Below are 23,776 nucleotides of genomic sequence, written 5' to 3'. Positions count from 1 at the left end.
GTGGGCGGACGCGGCCGGTCCGCGCGGAGCGCACAAGGGCGCCTGCCGAGCCGTACCAACCGGTGCTACTTGTCCTGATGTACCCGATTACCGGCACTCCCACCATCCCCCGGACGCCGATCGGGTCGGGAGCCACTCCACTGGCCAGCCCCGCGATGACACGGCGGTCAGGCCGTGAGCGGGGGAAGCGGAAGCAACCGGAGCCCTCGCACTGTGGGGCCCCTCGCAACGCCCTTACCTGCGATTCTCCTCCGATCTGCACCATCGCCGTGCCCCGCACGTGTCGGGGACCGGCGAACGGAGTACCTGACGGGGGCAGCGGCTGCCTTGCACAGGGCACCGCACGCCCTCGGGTAGGGCCGGCCCTCGACCGGCCGTGGCGTTCTCGGACCCTTGGGTGCCGGACGGACCTGCCTGCCCCGAACCGCCCACCTCTCTGACCCGCCGGACGGCCCCAGGAGGCGCGGTTCAGCGGCACAGGGCCGTGTCCACGACACGGTCGACACGCGCCCTGGCTGCCTCGTCGGTCAGCTGCATGGTCACCGCGACGTTGGCGGCGCGGCCGTTGTCGGTGGCTCCGCCCCGGGTCTCGTATCCCGGGAAGCTACCGCCGTGACCCCAGTAGACGCCGCCGCACGGCAGGGGCTTGCTCACGAGCCCCAGTCCGTAGCGGGCGCCGGGGCCGAAGGTGGTTTCAGCGGGGAGGGTGGCGCTGCGCATCTGGGCGAGCTGGGCTTCCGGAAGGAGGTGGCCGGACAGGAGCGCGGTGAAGAACCGGTTCAGGTCGGAGTTGGTGGAGATCATCTGGCCTGCGGCCCAGCCCCAGGAGGGGTCCATCTCCGTGACGTCGCGCAGAGGCGCACCGGCCGAGTCCCTGTAATAGCCCTTGGGATGGGGTTCTCGGACGGTCGCGTCACCGGGGGCGGGGAAGTAGGTGTGGTGCAGCCCGATGCGCTTGATGACACGCCGGTCCATCTCCTTGGCGAGGGGGCGGCCGGTGACCTTCTCGACGATCAGGCCTGCCAGCACGTAGTTCGTGTTGCTGTACTCCCATTTCGTCCCGGGGGCGAAGTCGGCCTTGTGCTGGAGGGCGATGTCGACGAGCTCGCGGGGTTCGAAGTACCGGACGTCGTCACCGAGGTAGTTGGTGTAGTTGGGAAGTCCGCTGGTTTGCTGCAGGAGCTGACCGACGGTGATGTGGCGTCCGTCGATCCTCTTCCCGCGTACGAGGCCCGGCAGATAGGTGTCGACCGGGGCGTCGAGGCCGATCTTCCCTTCACCGACCAGTTGCAGCACGACCACCGCGGTGAACGTCTTGGTGTTGCTGCCGATCCGCACCTGACCGTCCCTGGGCACCTTCGAGCCGGTGGCCAGGTCGCCGACCCCTGCGGTGTAGGTACGGGTGCGGCCGTCACGGTCCCTGACGTCGGCCAGCGCGGCGGGCACACCATCGGAGTGCACCAGCGCGTTCAGGCCCTGCTGGACGGTGTCCGGCCTGGCGGCGGCAAACGCCGCGGGCGGCGCCAGGGCACCCATCGTCATGACGCCCACGGCCACCGCGGCCGCAGCCGGCAGGGCTCGGCGCCGACCACCCCGCTGCCACCCGGAAGAACGGAACCTTTGTCATGCCTGCTCACGCACGAATCAACTCCTACGGAATTGTTGGGAAACCAGCGGCGTATGCCGGGCTCAGCATGTCCGGATGCGACCGACCGGGGCGATCCGGCTACCCGCCCAACTCCAGGTGGGGCTGACCCCCGGTGCGCTCAGCCGATGGGCAACGGGGGGCAGATAAACGCCCTGGCTGCGGTGGCGGCGTCAGGGGAGCAGATCACTCGCCGCCGCGCTCCAGGGGAACACCAGACGGGAACCGCGCACACGAAGCAGTCCTGACCTGCGGGTACGTGTGCGCGTCCGCGCTGGTGCGGCCACGCGGTGGTCTTGGCCCGGCCAGGTAGGACTGGGGCACGATCCCGACATGCACGACCCCGCACCCGGTCCCGGCGGGTCAACCCCGCGCGAAGATCCTGACATGCCATTGGCTGGAGCAATGGCCGGTCCGAAGCGTTGCGGGGCAGCAGGATGGACGTCTTGACCACGTCATGTGCCAGGAGTCCCGCGTGTACAGGCTGTTTGAGTGGAGCCGCCAGGAGGACCGTCCGCATGCAGGCCCACACGGCGGCTCCGTCCTCCGACCGGGCAGCGTCCGTGCTCGCGCCGCTCGCTCTGCGACGGAGTGAGCAGTGAGGTGGCCGGGCCGCCCCGGGGCGGCGAGCGGCTGGGCAGCGCGGCCCGGCGAGGGGGGCCCGCAGGTGCCGGCCGCGCCCGGGTGGATGCGCTGGCTGCCCGCCTTCTATATCGCGGGCATCCTGGTGCTCGAACCCCTCACGCCCGTGCAGTGGCCGGTGAGCTTCCTGCTCATCGCCCTCCCCGTGATCGCCGCCTTCGCCCACGGCCCCACTGTCGTGGCCGGCGTCACCGTGTTCGCGATCGCCTTCGAAGGAGTCCTGGCCGGTACCCCGTGCTGCGCGGGCCGCCCGGTGAGTTACGTGTGGGAGCGCCACTACGTGGCCACCTACCTGAGCACCGCTGTGGTCGGCGTCCTCGGAACAATCCTGGCTGCCCACCGCGTGCGGCGGGAACGCACCCTCGCCAACGTGCGTTTCGTGGCCGAGATCGCGCAGCGTGTCCTGCTCAGCCCGGTGCCTCACCGCGTCGGCCCCATTCTGGTCGAAGCCCTCTACCTGTCCGCCGCCGCGGAAGCACGCATCGGCGGTGACCTGTATGAGGCCGTCCCCACCACGTACGGACTCCGCCTTGTCATCGGCGACGTCCGCGGCAAGGGACTCCCCGCCGTCGAGACGGCCGCCACTCTCCTCGGCGCCTTTCGCGAGGCCGCCCACGACGAACCCGACCTCGCCGCCGTTGCCCGACGGGCGGAGACGAGCATGAATCGCAGGGCCGCCCGCCTGGCCGGAAACGAGGTGGGCGAGCGCTTCGTCACCGCTGTCTTCGCGGAGATCCCCCGGCGTCACGTGGTCCGCATCGTCAACTGCGGCCACCCCCCACCCCTCCTCATCCGCTCCGACGGCGTCACCGAGCTGGAGACGGCCGACCCCGCACCGCCCCTCAACCTGGGCATGCTCCTCACGGAGGCCTACCGGATCGACGAGTACCCATTCGGTCCCGGCGACCAGTTGCTGCTCTACACCGACGGCGTCACCGAAGCACGGGACCACACCGGGACCTTCTACCCCCTCCGCCAGCGTGTCCTCTCCTGGGGTCCTCTCCAGCCCCGGGAACTCCTCGACCGCCTCCACCACGATCTCCTCAGCTACAGCGACAACCGCCTCCACGACGACACCGCGGCCCTCGCCGTCTACCACCTGCCCGACTAGAAGCGCCCTGAAGATCCTGAAATCGCGCGGCGCTTCGCGCAGCGCCTGGGCCAAGAAGTTGTTCGCAGCGTCGCCCGGGTGGTCGACCCGCTGTGCGAACACCGTCCCCACCCGCACAGCCGTGGCGTAAGGCAACCGGCCGGTCAAGGCGGACAAGGTTCCACGAGGTCGACCGGCGGGTGTTGACGAACGCCGGAAGTCCGCTCTCGCGAAGGCCGTCGGCGCCCTGCCCCCTGCTCCGGGCCTCGGCCGAGAAGAAGCGTGGCCGGCCGCAGACCGCGAGGCGAGGGCAAGCCCCCCTTGCGGTATCGAATGGCGTCGGGTGGCACGACTTGATGCCACCCGGTGCCACTCGGCGTCACTCGGCGCCATCCCGCGCCCCCAAAGGCGCATGGGCACACACAGAGCCACAATCACCCAGGTAGGCACCAGCACGTTTTCGCAGGTCGGGACGGTTACGTCGGCGACCTACCCAGAGAGGTCACCTCACCACTTGCCCACGGAGCCATTATGGTGCCATTATGGCGCCATGGACCTCACCCCGTATGTCGACACCCTCCGCCGCGAACTCGCGGTGGCCGCCGAAGCCGGCGGCGACGAAGCCCGCGAGCTGGCCGAGAGGCTCACCGCTCCCCTGGAGTCGGCGACCCGGCTGACCATGCTCAACATGCTCTCCGCCGCGATGGACGAGATCACCCGCGAACTCGCCCCCGGCTCGGTCGACGTACGGCTGCGCGGGCTCGACCCCGACTTCGTGGTGACACCGCCGCCCACCGGCGGCGGCACCCCCGCGGAGCCCGCCGCGCCCGTCGAACTGCTCAAGACCCCGGCCCCGGCCGACGGCGACGAGGGCGGCACCGCCCGTGTCAACCTGCGCCTGCCGGCCCACCTCAAGGCCCGCGCCGAGGAAGCCGCGAGCCGCGAGGGCCTGTCGGTCAACGCGTGGCTGGTGCGCGCCGTGTCGGCCGCGGTCGACGGTGGCACCCGGCCGCGTACGACGGAGAAGACCCAGACCATCGGACAGAACTTCACGGGCTGGGTGCGCTAACCCAGCCCCCGCCCGCACCACTTCACCCACGCCACGTCCCACCAGCGGGGACGTCCTGAAGACCCAAGAGGACGGGACAGCCATGCCTTCTTTCGACACTCCCGAACCGATCTCGGCCACGGCACACGTGGAGGCCGGTTCCATCCGGTTCACCGCGGGCGACCGCCTCGACACCGTCGTCGAGGTGCAACCCCGCGACCCGAAGCGGGACCAGGACGTACGGGCGGCCGACCAGACCGAGGTCACGTACGCGAGCGGCGCCCTGACCGTCAGGACGCCCAAGCAGCGCTATCTCGTAGGGCGCACCGGCACCGTCGATGTGACGGTCGAACTTCCCACGGGCTCACGCGTCGACGTGACCGGCGCCTGGGCCCAGGTACTCGGTGAGGGCCGGCTCGGCGAGGTCCGGGTGAAGACCTCGTCCGGTGACGTCCGCCTCGACATGACCGGGCCGCTCCAGCTGACCGCCTCCCACGGCTCGATCACCGTCGACCGGATCGAGGGTATGGCCGAGATCACCACCAGCTCCGGCAGCCTGCGCGTCGGCACCGTCGACGGTCCCGCCGTTCTGAAGAACTCGCACGGCACCACGACCGTCGGCGTCGCGACCGGCGACCTGCGGGTGCGCGGCGCCAACGGCGACATCGACATCGCGCGCGCCGAGGGCTCGGTCGTCGCCACCACCGCCCATGGCACCCTGCGCGTGGGCGAAGTGGCCTGCGGCACCGTCCAGCTGGAGACCTCCTACGGCGCTATCGAGGTTGGCATCCGCGAGGGCACCGCCGCCTGGCTCGATGTCAGCTCCGGCTCCGGCCAGGTGCGCAATACGCTCACCGCGTCCGAGACCCCGGAGAAGACCGAGGACACCGTCGAGGTCCGTGCCCGCACCCGGTACGGCAACATCGACGTCCGCCGCGCCCGGGCCTGAGCGCCGGCCCCGCAAACTCGGCCACTCACCCCAGTCACTTCACCCTTCGAACGGGAGGGCTCCATGCCTTCATCTGTCATGCCCACGCCCAGGCAGGGTGACGGTCCGCAGTCGCCCGCCGCCGTCTCCGCCGTTGGTCTGCGCAAGTCGTACGGCGACAAGACCGTGCTCGACGGCATCGATCTGCACATCCCGGCCGGGTCCGTGTTCGCGCTGCTCGGGCCCAACGGCGCCGGCAAGACCACCGCCGTCAAAATCCTCTCCACTCTCATCACCGCCGACGCCGGCAACCTGCACGTCGGCGGCCACGACCTGGCCGCCGACCCGCAGGCGGTGCGGGCCGCGATCGGTGTCACCGGTCAGTTCTCCGCCGTCGACGGCCTGATCACCGGCGAGGAGAACATGCTCCTCATGGCGGACCTGCACCACCTCTCCCGCAGCGAGGGGCGGCGCACCGCCGCCGACCTGTTGGAGCGCTTCGACCTGGTAGAGGCGGCGAAGAAGCCCGCCTCCACCTACTCCGGCGGCATGAAGCGCCGTCTGGACATCGCCATGACGCTGGTCGGCAACCCGCGCATCATCTTCCTCGACGAGCCGACCACCGGCCTCGACCCGCGCTCCCGGCACAACATGTGGGGCATCATCCGCGACCTGGTCTCCGACGGCGTCACCGTCTTCCTCACCACCCAGTACCTGGACGAGGCCGACGAACTCGCCGACCGTATCGCCGTGCTCAACGACGGCAAGATCGCCGCCGAGGGCACCGCCGACGAGCTGAAGCGGCTCATCCCTGGCGGGCATGTCCGGCTCCGCTTCACCGACCCGGCCGCGTACCGGTCCGCCGCCCTCGCGCTGCACGAGGTCACCCGGGACGACGACTCCCTCACGCTGCAGATCCCCAGCGACGGCAGCCAGCGCGAGCTCCGCTCCATCCTCGACTGGCTGGACTCGGCCGGCATCGAGGCGGACGAGCTGACCGTGCACACCCCCGACCTCGACGACGTGTTCTTCGCCCTGACCAGCGACACCAACCAGTCCCCCAAGGAGGCTGTCCGATGAGCTCCCTCCCCCTCGCCGTGCGCGACTCGTCCACGATGCTGCGCCGCAACCTCCTGCACGCGCGGCGCTATCCGTCCCTCACCCTGAACCTGCTGCTCACGCCGATCATGCTGCTGCTGCTCTTCGTCTACATCTTCGGCGACACGATGAGCGCGGGCATCGGCGGCGGCGGCCCGGACCGCTCCGCATACATCGCCTACCTCGTCCCGGGCCTCCTGCTGATGACCATCGGCAGCACCGTGGTCGGAACCGCGGTCTCCGTCTCCAACGACATGACCGAGGGCATCATCGCCCGCTTCCGCACGATGGCGATCCACCGCCCTTCGGTGCTCGTCGGGCACGTCGTCGGCAGCGTGCTGCAGTCGATCACGAGCGTGATCCTCGTCGGCGCCGTCGCCGTGGCCATCGGCTTCCGCTCCACCGACGCCACCGCCCTGGAATGGCTGGCGGCGTTCGGACTACTCGTACTCTTCGCCCTGTCGCTCACCTGGATCGCGGTAGGCATGGGCATGGTCAGCCCGAACGCCGAGGCCGCAAGCAACAACGCGATGCCGCTGATCCTGCTGCCGCTCCTGTCCAGCGCCTTCACCCCGGTCGACTCCATGCCTGGCTGGTTCCAGCCGATCGCCGAGTACCAGCCCTTCACTCCCGCCATCGAAACCCTGCGCGGCCTGCTGCTCGGCAGCGAGATCGGCCACAACGGGTGGCTCGCCATCGCCTGGTGCCTGGGTCTCGCCGTGCTCGGATACTTCTGGTCGACCTCGAAGTTCAACCACGACCCGAAGTAACCGCCATGACAGCGCGGGCCGCCGCCCGCAACTCGTCCCGCCCCGGGGCGGCGTACTCCGACACCGCGTCGGCGTACGCCGCCCTTCTGCGTCCTCCGCCGCCTGCCCGGCCCGCGCCGCCGACATCGTCGGCTGGAACTCGCCCTGCACCCGCAGCCGTTCACCCTGCGCCTCGAGCACCACGCAGTAGTGATGCTCCTTACCGAGGTCCGCCGCGGCCCAGACCTCGACCACGGCCGCTTTCCCCCCGGCGGGTTGGCTTCTCCTCCCGTGCATGGCCTCTCCGACGCAGTCCCAAGCGGTCGTCAGACTCCACCGTCCGGTCCTGGCTGAGTGGTGCCCATGACCCGCTCGCCGACGTGCGACGAGACCACGCTGTCACCGACGGCCTCGATCACGCCGCCGAACTCGTAGCCGGAAGGCGGCGCGGTTGTCGGGGGTCAGGGCGGTGTTTCGGATCGACGGCGCCCCCGCATGGATGTGCCGGTCCGTCGGGTCCGAGGGCATCCGCTCGAATCCGGGCTGGAGCACGCCTGGCGGGTCAACAAGGTACTGGTCGTTGGTCGTCGTCCGCGTCGCCGGCGGTATCCGCAGTGTTGCTCGGGGCCAGGGAGCGGATACGGGGTATCGGTGAAGGCAGTAGCCAGAACAGCGACAGGGCTCCACCGACGGCGGCGATCAGGAGGGTCGGCCTCAGGCCGATGAGGGTGGCGAGTAGCCCGCCGACGATGGCACCGACAGGACGTATGCCGTAATTGATCGTGCTGTACGCGCCGGCCACGCGACTGCGCATGCCATCAGGGATCACCGCGGCCTGGAGGGAGTTGAGGTTGACGTCGAACAGCATGACGCCGAAGCCTGAGAAGAACTCGGCCGCGGCCAAGGCTCCGGCGCGGAGCCAGAGCGGGCCGTCCGCAGTTGCGGCGATGGCGATCGGTGCCGGGAACAGCACCGAGCCCACGAAGATGCTGCGCCCCACGCCGAACCGTCGCGAGATCTTCGGGGCGAACACCGCGCCGAGGAGGGAACCGGTCGCGCCGATCCCGAACGCGATGCCGATCACTCCGGCGGACAGTTCAAGGCTCCGGCTGGCGAACAGCACGATCAGCCCACTGCCCGCGACAAAGGTGAAGAAGTTGACGGTTGCCGCGCAGCCGAGGCCGGCCCGCAGTACTGGGTGACGGACGATGAATGTCAGGCCTTCCCTGGCGCGCCGCAACAGCGAGTGCGTCGCCGAGGTGCCGCAGGCGGCCAGCGGTTCGTCGACCGAAACGCGGCTGACCAGTACTGCTGACACCAGGAAGGTCAGGGCGTCCACGACGATGGCGACGGGCGCGGTCAGCGCCTGGACCAATGGGCCACCGATGGCCGGGCCGGCGACATACGATGCGGACCGGCTGGCGCTGAGCTTGCTGTTGGCATCGACGTAGGAAGCGCGCGGCACGAGGCGTACGAAGAACGGTGGATAGGCGGTGTTGAACAGCACCCCGGCGGTGCCCGTCAGCAACGCCACGGCATACAACTGCCCGAGCGTCACCGTTCCTGACAGGTGGGCCGCCGGGAGGCTGAGCAGCACTGCGGCGCGCACCAGGTCGGCGAGGATCATCAGACGGCGTTTGTGGGCTTGGTGATCGACCCAAGTCCCCAGGAAGATTGCGAGCAGGTTCGGGGTCCAGATGAGTGCGGTCAGCCACGCCACCTGGTTGGCCGAAGCGTTCAGCGCGCTGACGGCGATCAGGGGCAGAGCCAGCTCGGTGATCCGGTCGCCGAACTGTGAGACCGACTGAGCGGCCCAGAAGCGGCAGAATCGTCGATCCCGCCACAGCGCTATCGCTCCGGTCTGCTCCGGTCTGCTCACGGCGTCTGCCCGGTCTGCTCCTCGGCACCTTCCGGCAGGACGTAGCGCATGAGCCGGACGCCGCGGCCGTCGGTGGGCCGCTCGGACGGGTCACGAGTGACGTACGGCGCAAGAATGCGCTCGATCCCGTCCTCGATGGCGGCCAGTTCCTCAGCGGAGACGACGACGCGGGTGCACGCCAGCCCGGCCGGCCTGCGCCACGCCGGATCGAGTTCGGGTTCGACTTCGGCAGCCCATCGGCTCGGGAGGTCGGCATGGCGCCGGAACATCTGCTGCGACAGCACCCGCGCGGCTGACCTGCCCTCCTCATCAGTCGGGTCTTGCGGCGTCTCGAATCGGAAGCCGCGTGCTACGGCCTCCCACCTCCGTTGACGGCGGTCCGGGCCGGGCTCACTGTCGCGGACCAGTCCGAAGCCGGCCAGGTGACGCAGATGCCAACTGGTCACCGACGGCGTCGCTCCGACGTCGGGCGCGAGTTGCGTGGCGGTCGCAGGCCCGTGCCGCTGAAGGTGGTCGAGGATCGCCAGTCGCACCGGATGCGCCAACGCCCGCATAGCTTGCGGATCAGTGATCTCGATATCGCCCAGGCGATTACTGGAATCCATGACGTGAGAGTCTCCTCTCACGATTTGTGAGAGTCAACTCTCACGTTGGTGACAGATCCCGGTAAGTGACGAACTGTCCATGCTTCTTCGGGCTCTCTTCGGGGTGGCGTTCCCAGGGGTTCAGGGAGGGGTCGAGCGCGATCGGGGGGCTGGTGGTCACGGCTGGCCGTCCGGGGCGATGCTGGGGGCGTGGTCGAGGCTGGACACGTACTCACCCGCTGGACACTCAAGGAGGCGCCGTCCCTGCCGCCTTGCTCCGCGTTCCCGGTATCCGGTCGCGAAGGTGCAGCTGGTCTCAGCGCCCCGCGCAGTCACCGATCTCGGATTCTTTTCGCGGCCAGTCCAAAAGCTTTCCCCAGTCCGCAAAGGTCACATACTTGCCACGGATCTCGGTTCGGGCTTTGTCGTCGATGTTGGTAAGTGCCATCCCTCCTCCAGTCGCCCAGTCGAGCCCTTCCCAGTCCCTGTAAGCCACCTGGTGCAGTGACAGGTGGGCCGGGGTCGCCTTCCCTTTCGGGGCGTACCGAAAGCTATAGACCACCGCCCTGCATGGCCCGACGTTACGCACTGGGAACAGCACGCGCTTCTTCGTTTCGAGGTGGTGCATGTACACCTCTACGGATCGGACAGTGTGGCGTGAATAGTTCGAGAGATAGAGCTTCCCGCCCTCGGACCGCACGTCGAAAAGGGCCGCCTCCTCCTTCTTGCGTTCTTCACGCGCTTCGGTGCTCTGCACCAGTTGATCCCTGGTCGCCATCCACTGCAAATAGGCACCAACCCCAGCGAAGAGCAGACTGATCACCGCCACAGCGGCGACGATTACGTTGCTCCCCGTGTCGATCCAGACAGCATCTTCCGGCGATGTCTCTTCGCCCGTGCCCGAATGCTGACGCGACTGGATTCGCACAAGTTGACGATGCCGTCGACTCATGTTTTTCGTCCCCCGATTTATAGGCAGTGAAATGCGTCGCGTGGGCCGGCGCCTCGACATGAAACGAACCAGCCCGCCCAAGGCGCCGCAAAGGGGGTGATACCCAGGCGGCGGTCAGGGGCGTCGCTCAGGCGCCGAAGATACCTAACGCACACCGGAGTTGGCATCCCATCTCGCGCCGCCCACGGGAGGCGCTCAAAGCCTCTGGTCAGACGGGCTTCTGCCGGCTCCGCCCCGCCTCGCGAGGCCGGAAGACCTGCGGATCCACAAGTGGTACGCGGCTCTTCCGGTCTCCCTGCATGCAACAGCGCCGACCGTGCTGCCGATCTCGGTCGCGGCCGGCGTGTCAACCTGCGGCGTTCGCCAGAAGGGTGCTGCCACCGCGCACGGAGATGTAACGTGCACACTCGGCGATTGACTATTACTCAACTGCTCCTGACACGGGAGGACTTGATGGTTGCGGAGTTGGTCGAGACCTGGGTGGCGGGCTGGGCCGTTTCGCGGCGGACGCCGCCGCCGGTCGAGATGCCCTGGGGGTTCTACATCGCGGTGGCCGACAGCCCGGGTGAAGTGGGACGCCATGTCCTGCCCGAGGCCGATGAGTTGCGGGTCCGCAGCTCCTCCGCCTCGGTTGCCGTGCCACGGACCTGGATGAAGATGCCCGTGGAGCCAGAGGTGATCGAGCCGTGGCTGTCTCCCGGGTGGGTGGTGGCGTACGAGGAGGCCGGGCACCTGATGGTCACCGACCTCATGGCCACCCACCGGGTGGAGCCAGAGGGATACACGGTGACGGTGGAAACCGTCGGAGCCGTCGTCTTCGCGCGGGTGCTGGACGCGGCGGGCGAACAGGCGGCCCAGGGGCAGATGGCGGTGCTCGGAGATGCGGCAGTCGTGGACCGGGTGCGGACCGAGGATGCCCACCGTCGGCGCGGCCTGGGGCAGTTGGTGATGCGCACGCTCGCCGGCCATGCCCTGAACGAGGGTGCCGGCCTCGGAGTCCTCGGCGCGACCGACGCCGGGCGCGCGTTGTACGAGACGATCCGGCCCTATGCGTTGCATCGCAGCGAAGGATTCCATGAGGTGGGCTTCGACCGCCAACCAGAGCCGGCCTGAAGGAATCCGGGCGAGCCGGCCCTGCGCCCATGCCCGATGAATTCCCCCCGAGTCCGATGAGGCAAGCGCCAGCCACTCCGAGCCCGCATTGCGTGTCCGTGGGGCCATGACCAGCACCGCAGGGTGGCCGGCATCGAGTTGGCCCGTCGATTGAGCGGGATTGCACGCGTGGCTCGGCGGATTGAATCCGGTTGCTTACGTGAGGTCCAGCGAGGCCCTCGCTCGGGCGATCAGCCGACGCGCCTGCGGTCCGTCAACCGTGGCCTCGGCAAGCCAGTCCCATGCCCGCTCGTACAGGGCGATGTTCTCCTCGTCGTCGAGCCACATCTCCGCGTTGATCGTCTCGACGATGCCAAGCCGCTCGTCGTAGTTGAGTGGGCTGAGCGCGTCGCAGGCTGGTCGGTGGGTGTTTCCTCAACGAAGGTTGGGCAGGCTGGTCAGAGCGCGGATCGACGAAGGGGCCGCAGTCCGCCTGGTGTGACCGGACGGCAGCCCCGGTCGGCGCGTGGAGGGGATCAGTCGGGGAGCCGGTCCATCAGTCGGGGAGCCGGTCCATCAGCCAGGTGCACAGTTCCTCGGTGATGGCCGTGTGCGCGGTGGTCGTGGACGAACAGAGGAAGTCGTCCAGCTCGCTCTCATCCAGGCTCAGTCCGTCGATGTTCGCGTACAGGTCGTCCTGCTTCTCGATGTCGCGGATCGCGACCGCGCTGACCGAGGGGACGAAGCACACGTCCTCGTGCCGCAGGTCCGCCTTGCCGCCGAGCTTCTCGATCGTGTCAGCGAGGATCTTGTACGTGTGCAGGGTTCCGCCCGGCGCGCCGTCCATTTCCGGGAAGCCGCTGGTCGTGACGGTCTTCTCGGCCTCGGGGAACCTGCGGTTCAGGTAGGCGGCCGTCACGTCGTCGCCCTGGGCCTGGGTGTAAAAAGTGGTACCCGGGTAGATCCGGTCGATCCGCAGCGCGACCTCGCCGGGCTTCACATCCGGCAGACCGACCCCGTCGGCGCGACCGTTGGCCACAGCGATCTTCATCGGGATCTGCGGCCAGCCGCCGACCCGGTCCAGGGCGGCCAGGAACTCCGTGCGCTCCGGGGCGATGCCGATCTTGTCGGTGTCCTTGTCATAGTGCCGCCACAGCATCTGGCGCGCGGCCGGGCTGTTCATCTGCTTCGCGAAGTCGTTCGGGAACGGGATGAAGTGCGAGAACGCCTGCACGCCGACCGGGATGGAAGCGCCGCGGTGCGGGCTGTCGTAGGAGAAGTACAGTGCGGTCCGGTGGTCCATCCGCTGCGTCTCCAGCTTGGCGAGTGCGTAGCGGGTGACGATGCCGCCCATGCTGAAGCCGCCGACGACCAGGCGGGTGTCGCCCATCTGCTCGGCGATGGCCTGCATGATGGCGGCCTCGGCCGCCTGTGCGTTGTCCAGGATCGACGCGCTGCGCTCCTCGAAGCCGAGGAGGATCACGTCCCGGCCGCGCCGGCGCAGCTCGGTGACGAACGGGAAGCTGCCGCCCTCCAGCCCTTGGTAGAGCACATCGAGCTTGCTCCGGCCGAGGTTGAAGCCGTCGGCCATGATGACGGGCCGGACGAGACCGCTGCGGTTTCCCTCGCCGGGGAAGACCCAGGCGAAGCCGTTCGGCAGGGTCCATTCGTCGTGCTCCGGCACCTCGATCGTCCCGGCGGGTTCGGCGGTCAGCGGACCGCCGAGGGTGAACGAACCGACGTTGGGCTCGGTCGTCGCGGACATGGTCGTACTCCTTGTGGGAGGGGTGGGCGAGACGACGCCATCATGAGGGACAATCCGGGCATATCACCCTTTTGAGCTGCGAGGTTCACCACATCTGATGGAGCACGCACCGGAAGGGTTTGACGTGCCCGGCGCATGCGATTGGCCTGTTCTCGCCGCGCGCCTGTTCAATTCGCCTGTCGGCGCAACTCTTGCTGGCCATCCGACGAGAGGGCGAATGGCGGGCGCAGTGGGCCATCCCCGTCACGGCCGGCGTCGACGTCTACCCGGTCTACGCCGACGCCGAAACAGGAGAGGTGGATGAAAGGGCCTCTCCCGTCCAGGGCCTACCCACCACACCCGGCTGAGCTGACATCCAGGCAATCGAGTACGGCGCCCGCCCGCCAAGATCCGACGGTCGTCGCAGGTCAGGGGTAGACACGCAGGAACGGCCGGAGCCCCCGCACAGTGGGCTCCGGCCGTTCATCTGCCGCCTGCTGTCGTGCTGTCCAGGCGGATCACAGGCGGCGCTGGTGGATCGGTTCGATCCTGTTCGCGGACCTACAGGGCGAGGCCGGTGAGGACCAGCACACGCTCGTAGGTGTAGTCGTCCATGGCGTAGCGGACGCCCTCACGGCCGACGCCGGACTGCTTGGCGCCGCCGTACGGCATCTGGTCCGCACGGTAGGAGGGGACGTCGCCGATGATCACGCCGCCGACCTCGAGGGCACGGTGGGCACGGAAGGCGGTCTGCAGGTCGTGCGTGAACACACCTGCCTGCAGGCCGTACTTGGAGGAGTTGACGGCTGCGAAGGCCTCGGCCTCACCGTCCACCTTCTGTACGGACAGCACCGGCCCGAAGACCTCCTCGGAGAAGAGGGTGACGTTGTCCGGGAGCTCGGCGAGCACGGTCGGCGCGTAGGTGGCACCGTCCCGCTTGCCGCCGGTGAGCAGCTGGGCGCCGGCCTGCACGGCCTCGTCGACCCAGGACTCGACGCGCTTGGCGGCGTCCTCGTTGACCAGCGGGCCGACATCGGTGGCGGCGTCGGACGGGTCGCCGGTGACCTGGGCCTCGACAGCCGCGACGATCTTCGGGAGGAGCCGGTCGTAGACCGCGGCGTCCGCGATGACGCGCTGCACCGAGATGCAGGACTGGCCGCCCTGGTAGTTGGAGAAGGTCGCGATACGGGTCGCGGCCCAGTCCAGGTCCGCGTCGGAGGCGTAGTCGCCGAGGACGACCGCGGCACCGTTGCCGCCGAGCTCCAGGGTGCAGTGCTTGCGCGGCACCGACTCCATGATCGAGTAGCCGACCGGGGCGGACCCGGTGAAGGAGATCACGGGCAGCCGCTCGTCCTGGACGAGGGCGGGCATCCGGTCGTTGGGGACCGTCAGCACGGACCACGAACCGGCCGGCAGGTCGGTCTCGGCCAGCAGCTCGCCCAGGATCAGCGACGAGATCGGGGTGGCCGGGGCGGGCTTCAGGATGATCGGGGCACCGACGGCGATGGCCGGGGCGACCTTGTGGGCGCTCAGGTTCAGCGGGAAGTTGAACGGCGCGATTCCGAGGACCGTGCCGCGCGGGAAGCGCCGGGTCAGGCCGAGACGGCCGGTGCCACCGGCGTCGGTGTCGAGGCGCTGGGCGTCACCGCTGTTGAAGCGGCGGGCTTCCTCGGAGGCGAACCGGAACACGGAGACGGCACGGCCGACCTCGCCGCGCGCCCACTTGATGGGCTTGCCGTTCTCGGCGGAGATCAGCTGGGCGATCTCCTCGGTGCGCTCCACCAGGCGCCGTACGACGTGATCGAGCGCGGCGGCCCGGACGTGGGCCGGGGTCGCGGCGAACTCCTCGCGCACGGCGTGCGCGGCCGCGACGGCCTCCTCGATCTGCGCGTCGGTCGGCACGCTGACCGTGCCGACGAGACGGCCGTCCCAGGGGTTGGTGACGTCGAAGCTGTCCTCGCCGGTGGCCTGGCGGCCGGCGAGCCAGAAGGCGTGGGTGGAAGTCATGGAGGTTCCGGCCCTTCGGAGTCGTGGGGTGTGCTGCACCCACCGTAGGGCCGTACGGCCGACCTGGCGTTTGTCCGGCGTGGAGCAGAGCGCGACGGGTACACGCCGGTTTGTCGGATGCGTCGGCGTGAGCGGGGAGCTCATGGCCTTCCTGCAGCTGCTACGGCGTCGGCGGGGAGCTCGTTGGCCTTCCACCGAGGGCCACGGCAACCGCTACGGCTCCGGCGTCGACGGGGAGCTCGTGGCCTTCAGCGCCAGCCACAGCTCCATCCGGACATCCGGATCGTCCAGTGAACGGCCCAGGATCTCCTCCACCCGGCGCATCCGGTAGCGCAGGGTGTGGCGGTGCACGCCCAGGTCCGCCGCCGCCGCGTCCCACTGGCCGTGGTGGGAGAGCCAGGCCCGCAGCGAGGCGACCAGGTCCCCGCGGCCCTTGGCATCGTGTTCGTACAGGGCGCGGAGCATTCCGTCGGCGAAGGCCCGTACGGCGTCGTCCGCCAGCAGCGGCAGCACCGAGCCGGTCGCCAGTTCCTCGTGCTCGACCAGTGCCCTGCCCCGGCGGCGGGCCACCGACAGGGCCTGCTCCGCCTGCTTGTACGCGGCGGACACGGCGATGGGGCCCGCTGGTGCGGACAGGCCGACGACCACGTGGCCCTCCTCCTCCGCCGCCGGTTCGCGCGGGGGCCGCGCCTCCTGGGCCTCCTGGGCCGCCGCGTACGCAGCGCAGGCCGCGACCGCCGCACCGCCGTCCGCGGCCAGGACGACGAGCCGTTCGCCCTCGGGCACGGCCAGCATGGTCTCGCCGGTCCGGAAGGCCGCCGCCTCCATCGCCTCACCGAGCGGGGCCGTTGTCGAAGGGGCGGACGCCTCCGCGATGAGCAGCCGGAACGGGGCGTCGAGCAGGCCGCCGTACAGATCCCCTGCGACGGCCCGTGCGTGGTCCGGCTGGCCGGCGAGCAGCATGCGCAGCACCGCCGCACCCAGTCGCTGCTCCGCGCCCTGGAGGGACCGGGAGCGGGCAGTGGTCAGGGTCAGCAGCGCGACCGCCGAGTGCACGGCGTACCGCTCGGCGGTGCCCAGTGCCGCGCCGGTGCCGACAGCCAGCGCGCCCCGGACCCGCCGGCCGGTGCCCAGGGACTGGAGCTCGACCCGGTCGTCGGTGTCACCGACGACCATGCTGGCCGGGGCAGGGCGCTCCCGCAGCCGCTCCACATCGGGGGTGAGCCGGGCGGCCCGGCGTGCGGCCCAGTCGGGGGCCGCGGCGACGATCGCGCCGGAGGCGTCGTAGAGCGCCGCCCAGCCGTCGACATGCGCGGCGAGGCGGGTGAGGATTTCGCCGGGGCCGTCGCCCGCGAGCGCGGCCTTCGTCAGCTCCCGCTGGGCCTCGAACCCCGCCGTCACCGCCCGGTACTGATCTGCGGCGATCTCCGACGACACGGCCTTGGCGATGGCGAGGAACGGGGTGCGGCGCGGCACTTCGAGAAGCGGCAGCCCCGATTCCTCGGCGGCGTCGATCAGCGCCTGCGGTACGTCGTCGTAGTGGACGCCGACGGCGAAGCCCAGTCCGACGACTCCGGCCCCGGCCAGCCGCCGCACGTACCGCCGCATCGCCTCGGGATTCTCGGCGTCGAGGTTGGTGGCGGTGACGAGCAGGAGCTCACCGCCCTCCATGTACGGGACGGGGTCGGTCAGCTCGCTGGCGTGCGCCCAGCGGATGGGCGCGTCGAGCCGGTCCGCCCCCGCACGCACCGTGAGTTTGAGCGCCGAATGCTGGACGAGCGAGGCGAGAGTGGGGGGCATGGGGACCGCGGGACCTCAGGGAGTCGATTTTCGCCGTCCCGTATGAACGGCTCCTACCGATTCTGCCAGGGCGGCAGGGTCCGCCGTAACCGCTCCGGCGCCGCGGGCCACTCTGCGTACCCGCTCAGCCGTTCAGATCCACCAGCAGGGGCGGCGCGTGCTCCCCCCGCACGGTCGTCAGGGACAGCACCGCGTGTCCGGCCGGTACCCGGTGGGCCAGCTCGGAGGCCGACCAGCGTTCCCGCTCGACCTGGCGCACGGTCACCGCGTCCGTGGTGACCGCCTTGCCGGTGACCAGTTTGCGGAAGGCGTGGATGGCCCGGGTCATCGGCTGGTCGGCGAAGACGGTGCGCTGGGTGACGTCCCGGGTCTCGACCCACTCCGTTCCCCAGGCCTCGGCGAACTTCTTCCCGTCCCACGTCGTGATTCCGGAGAACGCCATCCGGCAGCCGACCGCACCGAGCAGCGCCGTGTGCAGCTGCTCCGGCACGTCGTCGAGGGTGCGCAGGGTGAGTACGGCCCCGGCGTGCGCGGAGCGCAGCCGCTGGATTCCGCGGACGGTGTCGGGGGTCAGGGTGTGGGTCGCGTCGTCGAGGACCAGACAGGCGAAGAGGGAACGGTCGGTGCGGGCCGCGGCGTTCGCGGTGAACTGGGCGAGTACCAGACGTGCCAGCACCCGGGACGCCTCGGCGTGGCCGCGTTCGGGCAGATCGATACGGACCCGGAGCGGGTGTTCCAGGGCGCGCAGCGAGAAGGGGCGGGCCCTGCCCGTGGTGTCGAAGAACTCGGTGAAGGCGGGCCGGTCGAGCAGGGCGACGCGGTCGGCGAGAGCCGGGCCCGGGTCGCCGGGCGCACCGGACTGGCGGGCACGGCCGTCGAGCTCGCGCTGCATGCCGGGGTGTCCCGTCGCGTCGAGCGCCTCCCGCAGGGCGGCGAGGGCACCGGGCACACCGTCCAGCAGTTCCCGCAGCTCCGGCACGGAGGGAAAACGGCCGTGGGCGGCCCGGAAGGGGCCGAGGAGCTGGGCGAGGGCCGTGGCGGCGCGTCTGCTGTCCACCTCGGGGAGGTCGCCGACCAGGCCGTCGGCAAGGACGGTCGCGGCCTCGTCGGGGTCGGTGGTGCCGCCGTACAGATCGAGATCGTGCACGGATGACGGGTCGCCGACCTTGATGACGACGTCGAACCCCTGGTCGCCACCGAGCTGGGTACCGGCGGCGCACACGGCGACGACGGCGGCCTGTCCGGCGAGCGCCTGCAGTGCGAGGGATTCGACGACGGGCCGGATCAGTGCCCGGCTCTTGCCCGTGCCGGGCGGGCCGACGGCGAGCAGGGACGTGCCCAGCAGCCCGGGGTCGAGGGCGATGCCGCTGCCGCGGCGGGCGTACGGGTTGCGTTCGCCGTCCTCGACGGTGCCGAGCCTGACCTGCTGGACCAGCAGATCGTGCCGGGCGGCGCGGACCGGGAGGTCACGTGCGCCGGAGGGGTGGGTGCAGGCGGCGGAGCCGTTGCGCAGCACGGTGTCGGTGAAGGCGGAGAGCCTGGAGTGGTCGGCGCGCACGGACGTCCAGGCGCGGCGGATGCGGGCGTAGTCGACATCGTTCATCCGTCCGGACCGGGTTTCCCTGGCGAGCGCGGCGGCGGCCTGGTGCTGTCCGGCGGCGCGCAGATCCGGCCATTCGGCCGGGTCCTCCTCGCTGCCTTCGACGATGGCGTCCGCGCCGCCGGGCGTGTGCGGCTTCGCCGGGTCACGGCCCTCCCGGCCCGGTGCCCGCTGCGGGGACCCGCCGCGGCGCCACACCTCGGTCCAGCGCCCCAGCCTGGCGAACGGCCACACGATCACCAGGGTGAGCAGGACGTACAGCCCGTAGCTGATCACCGGGGACATCGGCTGGTCGGGGCCCAGCCAGGAGCCGGGAACCAGGCCGAAGGCCAGCCCCATCCCCGGCACGGTCCCGTTCCAGACGAGGATCCAGACCAGCAACGCACCGATCGCCGCACCGCCCGCCCGTGCGGCGGCTCCCCTTGCGGCGACGCACCGCTCGAAGGCGGCCGGCCAGTTGCCCAGCCGGCCGAATCCGTAGACGAGGCCCCCGGTGATCAGCAGACGGTAGATGTCGAGCGCACGGACCGCGCCCCGGGTCTGCGGCTCGTCGCCGAACGGCCCCCACCAGTCGCCGGGGGTGAAGAGCTTCAGCGGAACCCGCCAGTACGGGATGTAGTTGTTGCGCCAGAGCGACCAGACGAGGATGCAGGCCAGCAGCGAGATCACCGCGCCGCTCACCAGCGTGCGGTCCGGGGTGCGTTCCTTCTCCTCGGCGGGCCGGGGGGCATGGCCGAGCCGCCAGACACCTGGTTCCGCGGCGGGCCTCGGTGTGCGCAGCCAGTCCCCGAGGGAGGGGCCGGACGCGGGGGCGTAGCCCGGCCTGGGCGGCAGTTCGGGCGGTGGCGGGCCGGCCGGGCGCGGCACCGGATGACCGGAGCGGGTGCCCCGCGAGTCGTACGTGCCCTCGGTGTCCATGTGCTGTCCCTCGTCCCCTGACCAGCGCCGACCGGTAACTCCGGGCGCAGGCGCCCGAAGTCATCAATCTAGTGCCCCGTACCACCCCGTCGGACGCGGTCCGGCGGGAAGTCTTCGCCCGTGCCCCGGAGCCCTTCGTCCCGCACGCGCACGGTCTCGGCCCGGCCCCCGTACCCCGTCGCTATGTCCGTGGAGGACAACCGCGTCCGGCCACCACTCCCGAACGGAACATGCCGGACCCCGGGTCTCGCCCATAGCCTGCAGAAAGAGAAGCGTCCGAAACACCCCACAGGAGCCCCTCATGACCGCAATTCCGCAGGAGCGCCGCGTCGTCACTGCCATTCCCGGCCCGAAGTCGGTGGAGCTGCAGGCCCGCCGTCTCGCGACGGTGGCCGCAGGTGTGGGCTCCACCCTGCCGGTGTTCACCGCCCGCGCCGGTGGCGGGATCATCGAGGACGTGGACGGCAACCGTCTGATCGACCTCGGTTCCGGTATCGCCGTGACGTCGGTCGGCGCCTCCGCCGAGGCCGTCGTACGACGTGCGTCCGCGCAGCTCGCCGACTTCACCCACACCTGTTTCATGGTCACGCCGTACGAGGGGTACGTCGAGGTCTGTGAGCAGCTCGCCGAGCTGACGCCGGGCGACCACGCCAAGAAGTCCGCGCTGTTCAACTCGGGCGCCGAGGCCGTGGAGAACGCCGTCAAGATCGCGCGTGTGTACACCAAGCGCCAGGCCGTCGTCGTGTTCGACCACGGCTACCACGGCCGCACCAACCTGACGATGGCGCTGACCGCCAAGAACATGCCGTACAAGCAGGGCTTCGGCCCGTTCGCGCCCGAGGTCTACCGGGTGCCGGTGGCGTACGGCTACCGCTGGCCGACCGGTGCCGAGAACGCCGGCGCCGAGGCGTCCGCCCAGGCCATCGACCAGATCACCAAGCAGATCGGCGCGGACAACGTCGCCGCGATCATCATCGAGCCGGTGCTCGGCGAGGGCGGCTTCATCGAGCCGGCCAAGGGCTTCCTCCCGGCGATCGCGCAGTTCGCCAAGGACAACGGCATCGTCTTCGTCGCCGACGAGATCCAGTCCGGCTTCTGCCGTACCGGTCAGTGGTTCGCCTGTGAGGACGAGGGCATCGTCCCCGACCTGATCACCACCGCCAAGGGCATCGCGGGCGGTCTGCCGCTCTCCGCCGTGACCGGCCGCGCCGAGATCATGGACGCCGCCCACGCCGGTGGCCTCGGCGGCACCTACGGCGGAAACCCGGTGGCCTGCGCGGGCGCGCTCGGTGCCATCGAGACGATGCGCGAGCTGGACCTGAACGGTAAGGCCAAGCGCATCGAGGAGGTCATGAAGGGCCGCCTCGCCGAGATGCAGGCGAAGCTGCCGAACGGCGATGTCATCGGTGACATCCGCGGCCGCGGCGCCATGATCGCGATCGAGCTGGTGAAGTCCGGCACGAAGGACCCGAACCCGGAGGCGACCGCGAAGCTCGCCAAGGCCTGCCACGCGGAGGGCGTGCTGGTCCTGACCTGTGGCACGTACGGCAACGTCCTGCGCTTCCTGCCGCCGCTGGTGATCGGCGAGGACCTGCTGAACGAGGCTCTCGACGTCATCGAGCAGGCTTTCGGCCAGATCTGACGTGTGTGAACCCCGGCGGTGGCGGAAGGCGTTTTCGCCGGGGATGCAGGGCCCGCGTGAGGGCCTGTCACCTTGTCGGCCGTGAGCGGCCGAGTGCGTACGCGCTCGGCCGCTCACGCCTTGTCGCGCTCCTGACTGTCCCCTACGACGGGACGGTTACGGGTCGCATCCACCCACGCCCCGACGATGGCCAGGGGGTGGGTGCGGGTGCGGTGACGAACACCCACGCCGAGCGTGCACGATCACGCATGTCGACCCCGGCGACGACATCGGCGGGACCGGCGAGCCCGCACCGACGACACTGAAAATTGTCCCGGTCGGGCCGGTTGGCCCGCTCTGTGTGCCTGCAGCGCGGACAGCGCTGCGAGGTGTGAGCCGCATCCATCTCAACCTCGACACTCACCAGCCCGAGCGACAAATTGGACACTTATTCGAACCTCCTGGCTTCACTCGGGACGGGAGGTGAAGAACGTGTGGGGGGCCGATGGCGGGATTCGTTTCCGTCTGTCGGTCCCCCGTCGGCTGACGTACGGTTTCCGCAGATGAGAGAAACACCCCGCCCGCAGGGGACTGCCGGCGACGCCGGGCCGGAGCTTCCCCAGCACCGTCCTGGCCGTGCCTTCGCGCACACCACTGGAGCCTCTGGCTCCGGAACTCCTCACCGATCGGATGGCCGCTCGCCCCAAACCCCCGGGGCGCGCGGCAAACCGGTCCGACCGGCCGCCCCGGAACCACCCCCCCTGTTCCCCGGCGGCCGGCTCTTCTCATTTCTCTGGTCTCTTCCCTCCTGGCACTCCTCGCGCTCACCACCTGGCAGGTGGCGGCCGACGGTCCGTTGCGCTCGCTGGACGAGCGGACCGGCCGGGCCGTCGTCGGACACGGCCCCGCCCGGCTGACCGAATTCCTCGCCGACCTCGGCAATATGCAGCTCGCGCTCCCGGTGCTGGGCTGCGCGATCGTCTGGGCGCTGGTGCGCGGCGCACGCCGTGCGCCGTTGTACGCGGCGCTCACCATGGCTGCGGTGCCTCTGCTGGTCGTCCCGCTGAAGGACTGGATCGCCCGCCCGGGACCGCTGACCGACGCCACCGGCTACTACCCGTCCGGCCATGCGGCGACGGCCGCGGTGGCATACGGGGCGGCGGCGTTGCTGACCTCGCCCTGTGCGAGGCGGTCGTGGATGATGCCCGTCGCCGCTGTCTCGCTGACAACGGCGACGGGCATCGGTCTGGTGCTGCGCGGCTATCACTGGCCGCTGGATGTGCTGGGCAGCTGGTTCCTGTGCGGGCTGCTGCTCCTGCCGCTGGGCCTCAGCCGCCGAAGTAGGCGTCGAAGTTCTTCGAGAACTCCCCGTTGTTGAAGCGGTCCCAGTTGATCGACCACGTCATCAGTCCGCGCAGTCCCGGCCACGTCCCGTGGGTGGCGTAAGGGCCGCAGTCGGTCTTCTTCGTCAGGCAGTTCAGTGCCTTGGTGACCTCTGCGGGCGTGGTGTAGCCGTTGCCCGCCTGGGTGGAGGCCGGCAGACCGATGGAGACCTGGTCGGGACGGAGCCCGGGGAAGACCTTGGTCCGGTCGCCGGCCACCGGGAAGCCGGCGAGCAGCATGTCGGTCATGGCGATGTGGAAGTCGGCGCCGCCCATCGAGTGGTACTGGTTGTCCAGACCCATGATGGAGCCCGAGTTGTAGTCCTGGACGTGCAGCAGGGTGAGGTCGTCACGCAGGGCGTGGATGACCGGGAGGTAGGCGCCGGCGCGCGGGTCCTGGCCGCCCCAGGGGCCCGAGCCGTAGTACTGGTAGCCGAGCTGCACGAAGAACGTCTCGGGGGCCATGGTCAGCACGAACTTGTCGCCGTACTTGGCCTTGAGGGTCTTCACCGCGGAGATCAGGTTGACGATGACCGGGGTGGTCGGGTTACGGAAGTCGGTGTCGCCGGTGTTCAGCGAGAGCGAGTGGCCCTCGAAGTCGATGTCCAGGCCGTCGAGACCGTACTCGTCGATGATCTTGCTGACCGAGGAGACGAAGGTGTCGCGGGCGGCGGTGGTGGCGAGCTGCACCTGGCCGTTCTGGCCGCCGATGGAGATCAGCACCTTCTTGCCCGCGGCCTGCTTGGCCTTGATGGCCGCCTTGAACTCGGCCACGGACTCGACGTTCGGGCACTCTCCCCCACTCTCGGCTTCGCTCGAGCGGGAGGTACCCCCTCCCGGGCAGAGCGAGAAACGGATGTCGCCGGAGGTGACCGAGGTCGGCTCGCCGAAGGCCAGGTCGATGACGTCCCAGGAGTCGGGGACGTCCGCCATCCGCGTGTAGCCGGAGCCGTTGGCGAAGCTGGAGTGCAGATAGCCGACGAGGGCGTGGGCGGGC

The 23,776-nt window shown here is 70.0% G+C and carries 18 protein-coding genes and 1 pseudogene; 8 read left to right on the top strand and 11 right to left on the bottom strand.

Annotated features, from left to right (window positions below; translation table 11 throughout):
* Positions 1-468 precede the first annotated feature (468 nt).
* Positions 469-1,542 (bottom strand): serine hydrolase domain-containing protein, encoded by a 1,074-nt coding sequence (locus tag GA0115254_RS17070; protein WP_305137085.1) that lies wholly within the window; start codon positions 1,540-1,542, stop codon positions 469-471.
* Positions 1,543-2,243: 701 nt separating this feature from the next.
* Between GA0115254_RS17070 and GA0115254_RS17065 the strand changes: the two genes are divergently transcribed.
* From GA0115254_RS17065 to GA0115254_RS17045, 5 genes are all read left to right on the top strand, one after another.
* The gene (locus GA0115254_RS17065; RefSeq protein ID WP_256102623.1) at positions 2,244-3,398 is read left to right on the top strand and encodes a PP2C family protein-serine/threonine phosphatase; all 1,155 of its coding nucleotides are present in this window, start codon (positions 2,244-2,246) and stop codon (positions 3,396-3,398) included.
* Between the two features lie 529 nt (positions 3,399-3,927).
* Positions 3,928-4,446, top strand: a complete 519-nt coding sequence (locus tag GA0115254_RS17060) for a toxin-antitoxin system HicB family antitoxin (protein WP_093896150.1) — start codon at positions 3,928-3,930, stop codon at positions 4,444-4,446.
* Positions 4,447-4,528: 82 nt separating this feature from the next.
* Positions 4,529-5,374: a DUF4097 family beta strand repeat-containing protein gene (locus GA0115254_RS17055; RefSeq protein WP_093896149.1), complete on the top strand. Its 846-nt coding sequence runs from the start codon at positions 4,529-4,531 to the stop codon at positions 5,372-5,374.
* A gap of 63 nt (positions 5,375-5,437) precedes the next feature.
* Positions 5,438-6,433 (top strand): ATP-binding cassette domain-containing protein, encoded by a 996-nt coding sequence (locus GA0115254_RS17050; protein WP_093896148.1) that lies wholly within the window; start codon positions 5,438-5,440, stop codon positions 6,431-6,433.
* Entirely contained in the window at positions 6,430-7,221 is a 792-nt protein-coding gene (locus tag GA0115254_RS17045) for an ABC transporter permease (protein WP_093896147.1), read from the top strand. The genes GA0115254_RS17050 and GA0115254_RS17045 overlap by 4 nt, the downstream gene beginning before the upstream one ends.
* A gap of 541 nt (positions 7,222-7,762) precedes the next feature.
* On the opposite strand, the gene GA0115254_RS17035 is transcribed toward GA0115254_RS17045, so the two are convergent.
* From GA0115254_RS17035 to GA0115254_RS17025, 3 genes are all read right to left on the bottom strand, one after another.
* Complete coding sequence (locus tag GA0115254_RS17035) at positions 7,763-9,079, bottom strand: MFS transporter (protein WP_093896146.1); 1,317 nt, start codon at positions 9,077-9,079, stop codon at positions 7,763-7,765.
* Positions 9,076-9,684 carry an ArsR/SmtB family transcription factor gene (locus GA0115254_RS17030; protein WP_093896145.1) on the bottom strand — a complete coding sequence of 203 codons (609 nt, stop codon included), beginning with the start codon at positions 9,682-9,684 and terminating at the stop codon, positions 9,076-9,078. The genes GA0115254_RS17035 and GA0115254_RS17030 overlap by 4 nt, the downstream gene beginning before the upstream one ends.
* Before the next feature lie 295 nt (positions 9,685-9,979).
* Positions 9,980-10,591: a hypothetical protein gene (locus GA0115254_RS17025; protein ID WP_093896144.1), complete on the bottom strand. Its 612-nt coding sequence runs from the start codon at positions 10,589-10,591 to the stop codon at positions 9,980-9,982.
* 438 nt (positions 10,592-11,029) lie between these two features.
* Between GA0115254_RS17025 and GA0115254_RS17020 the strand changes: the two genes are divergently transcribed.
* Entirely contained in the window at positions 11,030-11,728 is a 699-nt protein-coding gene (locus GA0115254_RS17020; RefSeq protein WP_256102622.1) for a GNAT family N-acetyltransferase, read from the top strand.
* Between the two features lie 195 nt (positions 11,729-11,923).
* On the opposite strand, the pseudogene GA0115254_RS17015 reads toward GA0115254_RS17020, so the two are convergent.
* The 5 genes and pseudogenes from GA0115254_RS17015 to GA0115254_RS16990 form a co-directional block, all read right to left on the bottom strand.
* Positions 11,924-12,097, bottom strand: a pseudogene (locus tag GA0115254_RS17015) (Scr1 family TA system antitoxin-like transcriptional regulator); the annotation flags it as partial.
* 166 nt (positions 12,098-12,263) lie between these two features.
* Positions 12,264-13,472 carry an esterase/lipase family protein gene (locus GA0115254_RS17010; RefSeq protein ID WP_093896143.1) on the bottom strand — a complete coding sequence of 403 codons (1,209 nt, stop codon included), beginning with the start codon at positions 13,470-13,472 and terminating at the stop codon, positions 12,264-12,266.
* A 540-nt stretch (positions 13,473-14,012) separates the two neighbouring features.
* The gene (locus GA0115254_RS17000; protein WP_093896141.1) at positions 14,013-15,458 is read right to left on the bottom strand and encodes an aldehyde dehydrogenase family protein; all 1,446 of its coding nucleotides are present in this window, start codon (positions 15,456-15,458) and stop codon (positions 14,013-14,015) included.
* 213 nt (positions 15,459-15,671) lie between these two features.
* Positions 15,672-17,258, bottom strand: a complete 1,587-nt coding sequence (locus GA0115254_RS16995) for a PucR family transcriptional regulator (RefSeq protein WP_093896140.1) — start codon at positions 17,256-17,258, stop codon at positions 15,672-15,674.
* A gap of 124 nt (positions 17,259-17,382) precedes the next feature.
* Positions 17,383-19,776, bottom strand: a complete 2,394-nt coding sequence (locus GA0115254_RS16990; RefSeq protein WP_093896139.1) for a type IV secretory system conjugative DNA transfer family protein — start codon at positions 19,774-19,776, stop codon at positions 17,383-17,385.
* Between the two features lie 301 nt (positions 19,777-20,077).
* On the opposite strand from GA0115254_RS16990, the gene gabT reads away from it, so the two are divergent.
* Positions 20,078-21,418 carry a 4-aminobutyrate--2-oxoglutarate transaminase gene (gene gabT, locus GA0115254_RS16985; protein ID WP_093896138.1) on the top strand — a complete coding sequence of 447 codons (1,341 nt, stop codon included), beginning with the start codon at positions 20,078-20,080 and terminating at the stop codon, positions 21,416-21,418.
* 142 nt (positions 21,419-21,560) lie between these two features.
* Here gabT and GA0115254_RS16980 read toward each other — a convergent pair whose 3' ends face one another.
* Positions 21,561-21,803 (bottom strand): transposase, encoded by a 243-nt coding sequence (locus GA0115254_RS16980; RefSeq protein ID WP_256102625.1) that lies wholly within the window; start codon positions 21,801-21,803, stop codon positions 21,561-21,563.
* 432 nt (positions 21,804-22,235) lie between these two features.
* Here GA0115254_RS16980 and GA0115254_RS16975 point away from each other — a divergent pair, with 432 nt between their 5' ends.
* Positions 22,236-22,775, top strand: a complete 540-nt coding sequence (locus GA0115254_RS16975) for a phosphatase PAP2 family protein (protein ID WP_370740886.1) — start codon at positions 22,236-22,238, stop codon at positions 22,773-22,775.
* Here the strand turns inward: GA0115254_RS16975 and GA0115254_RS16970 are convergent.
* Positions 22,726-23,776: chitinase (locus tag GA0115254_RS16970; protein ID WP_141720846.1), on the bottom strand; the 1,051-nt coding region annotated here is incomplete at its 5' end. The genes GA0115254_RS16975 and GA0115254_RS16970 overlap by 50 nt on opposite strands.

Source organism: Streptomyces sp. Ncost-T10-10d (assembly GCF_900091955.1).
Taxonomy (GTDB): Bacteria; Actinomycetota; Actinomycetes; order Streptomycetales; family Streptomycetaceae; genus Streptomyces.
The sequence above is the reverse complement of the archived record's forward strand: the minus strand, read 5'-3'. Positions and strand labels throughout refer to the sequence as shown.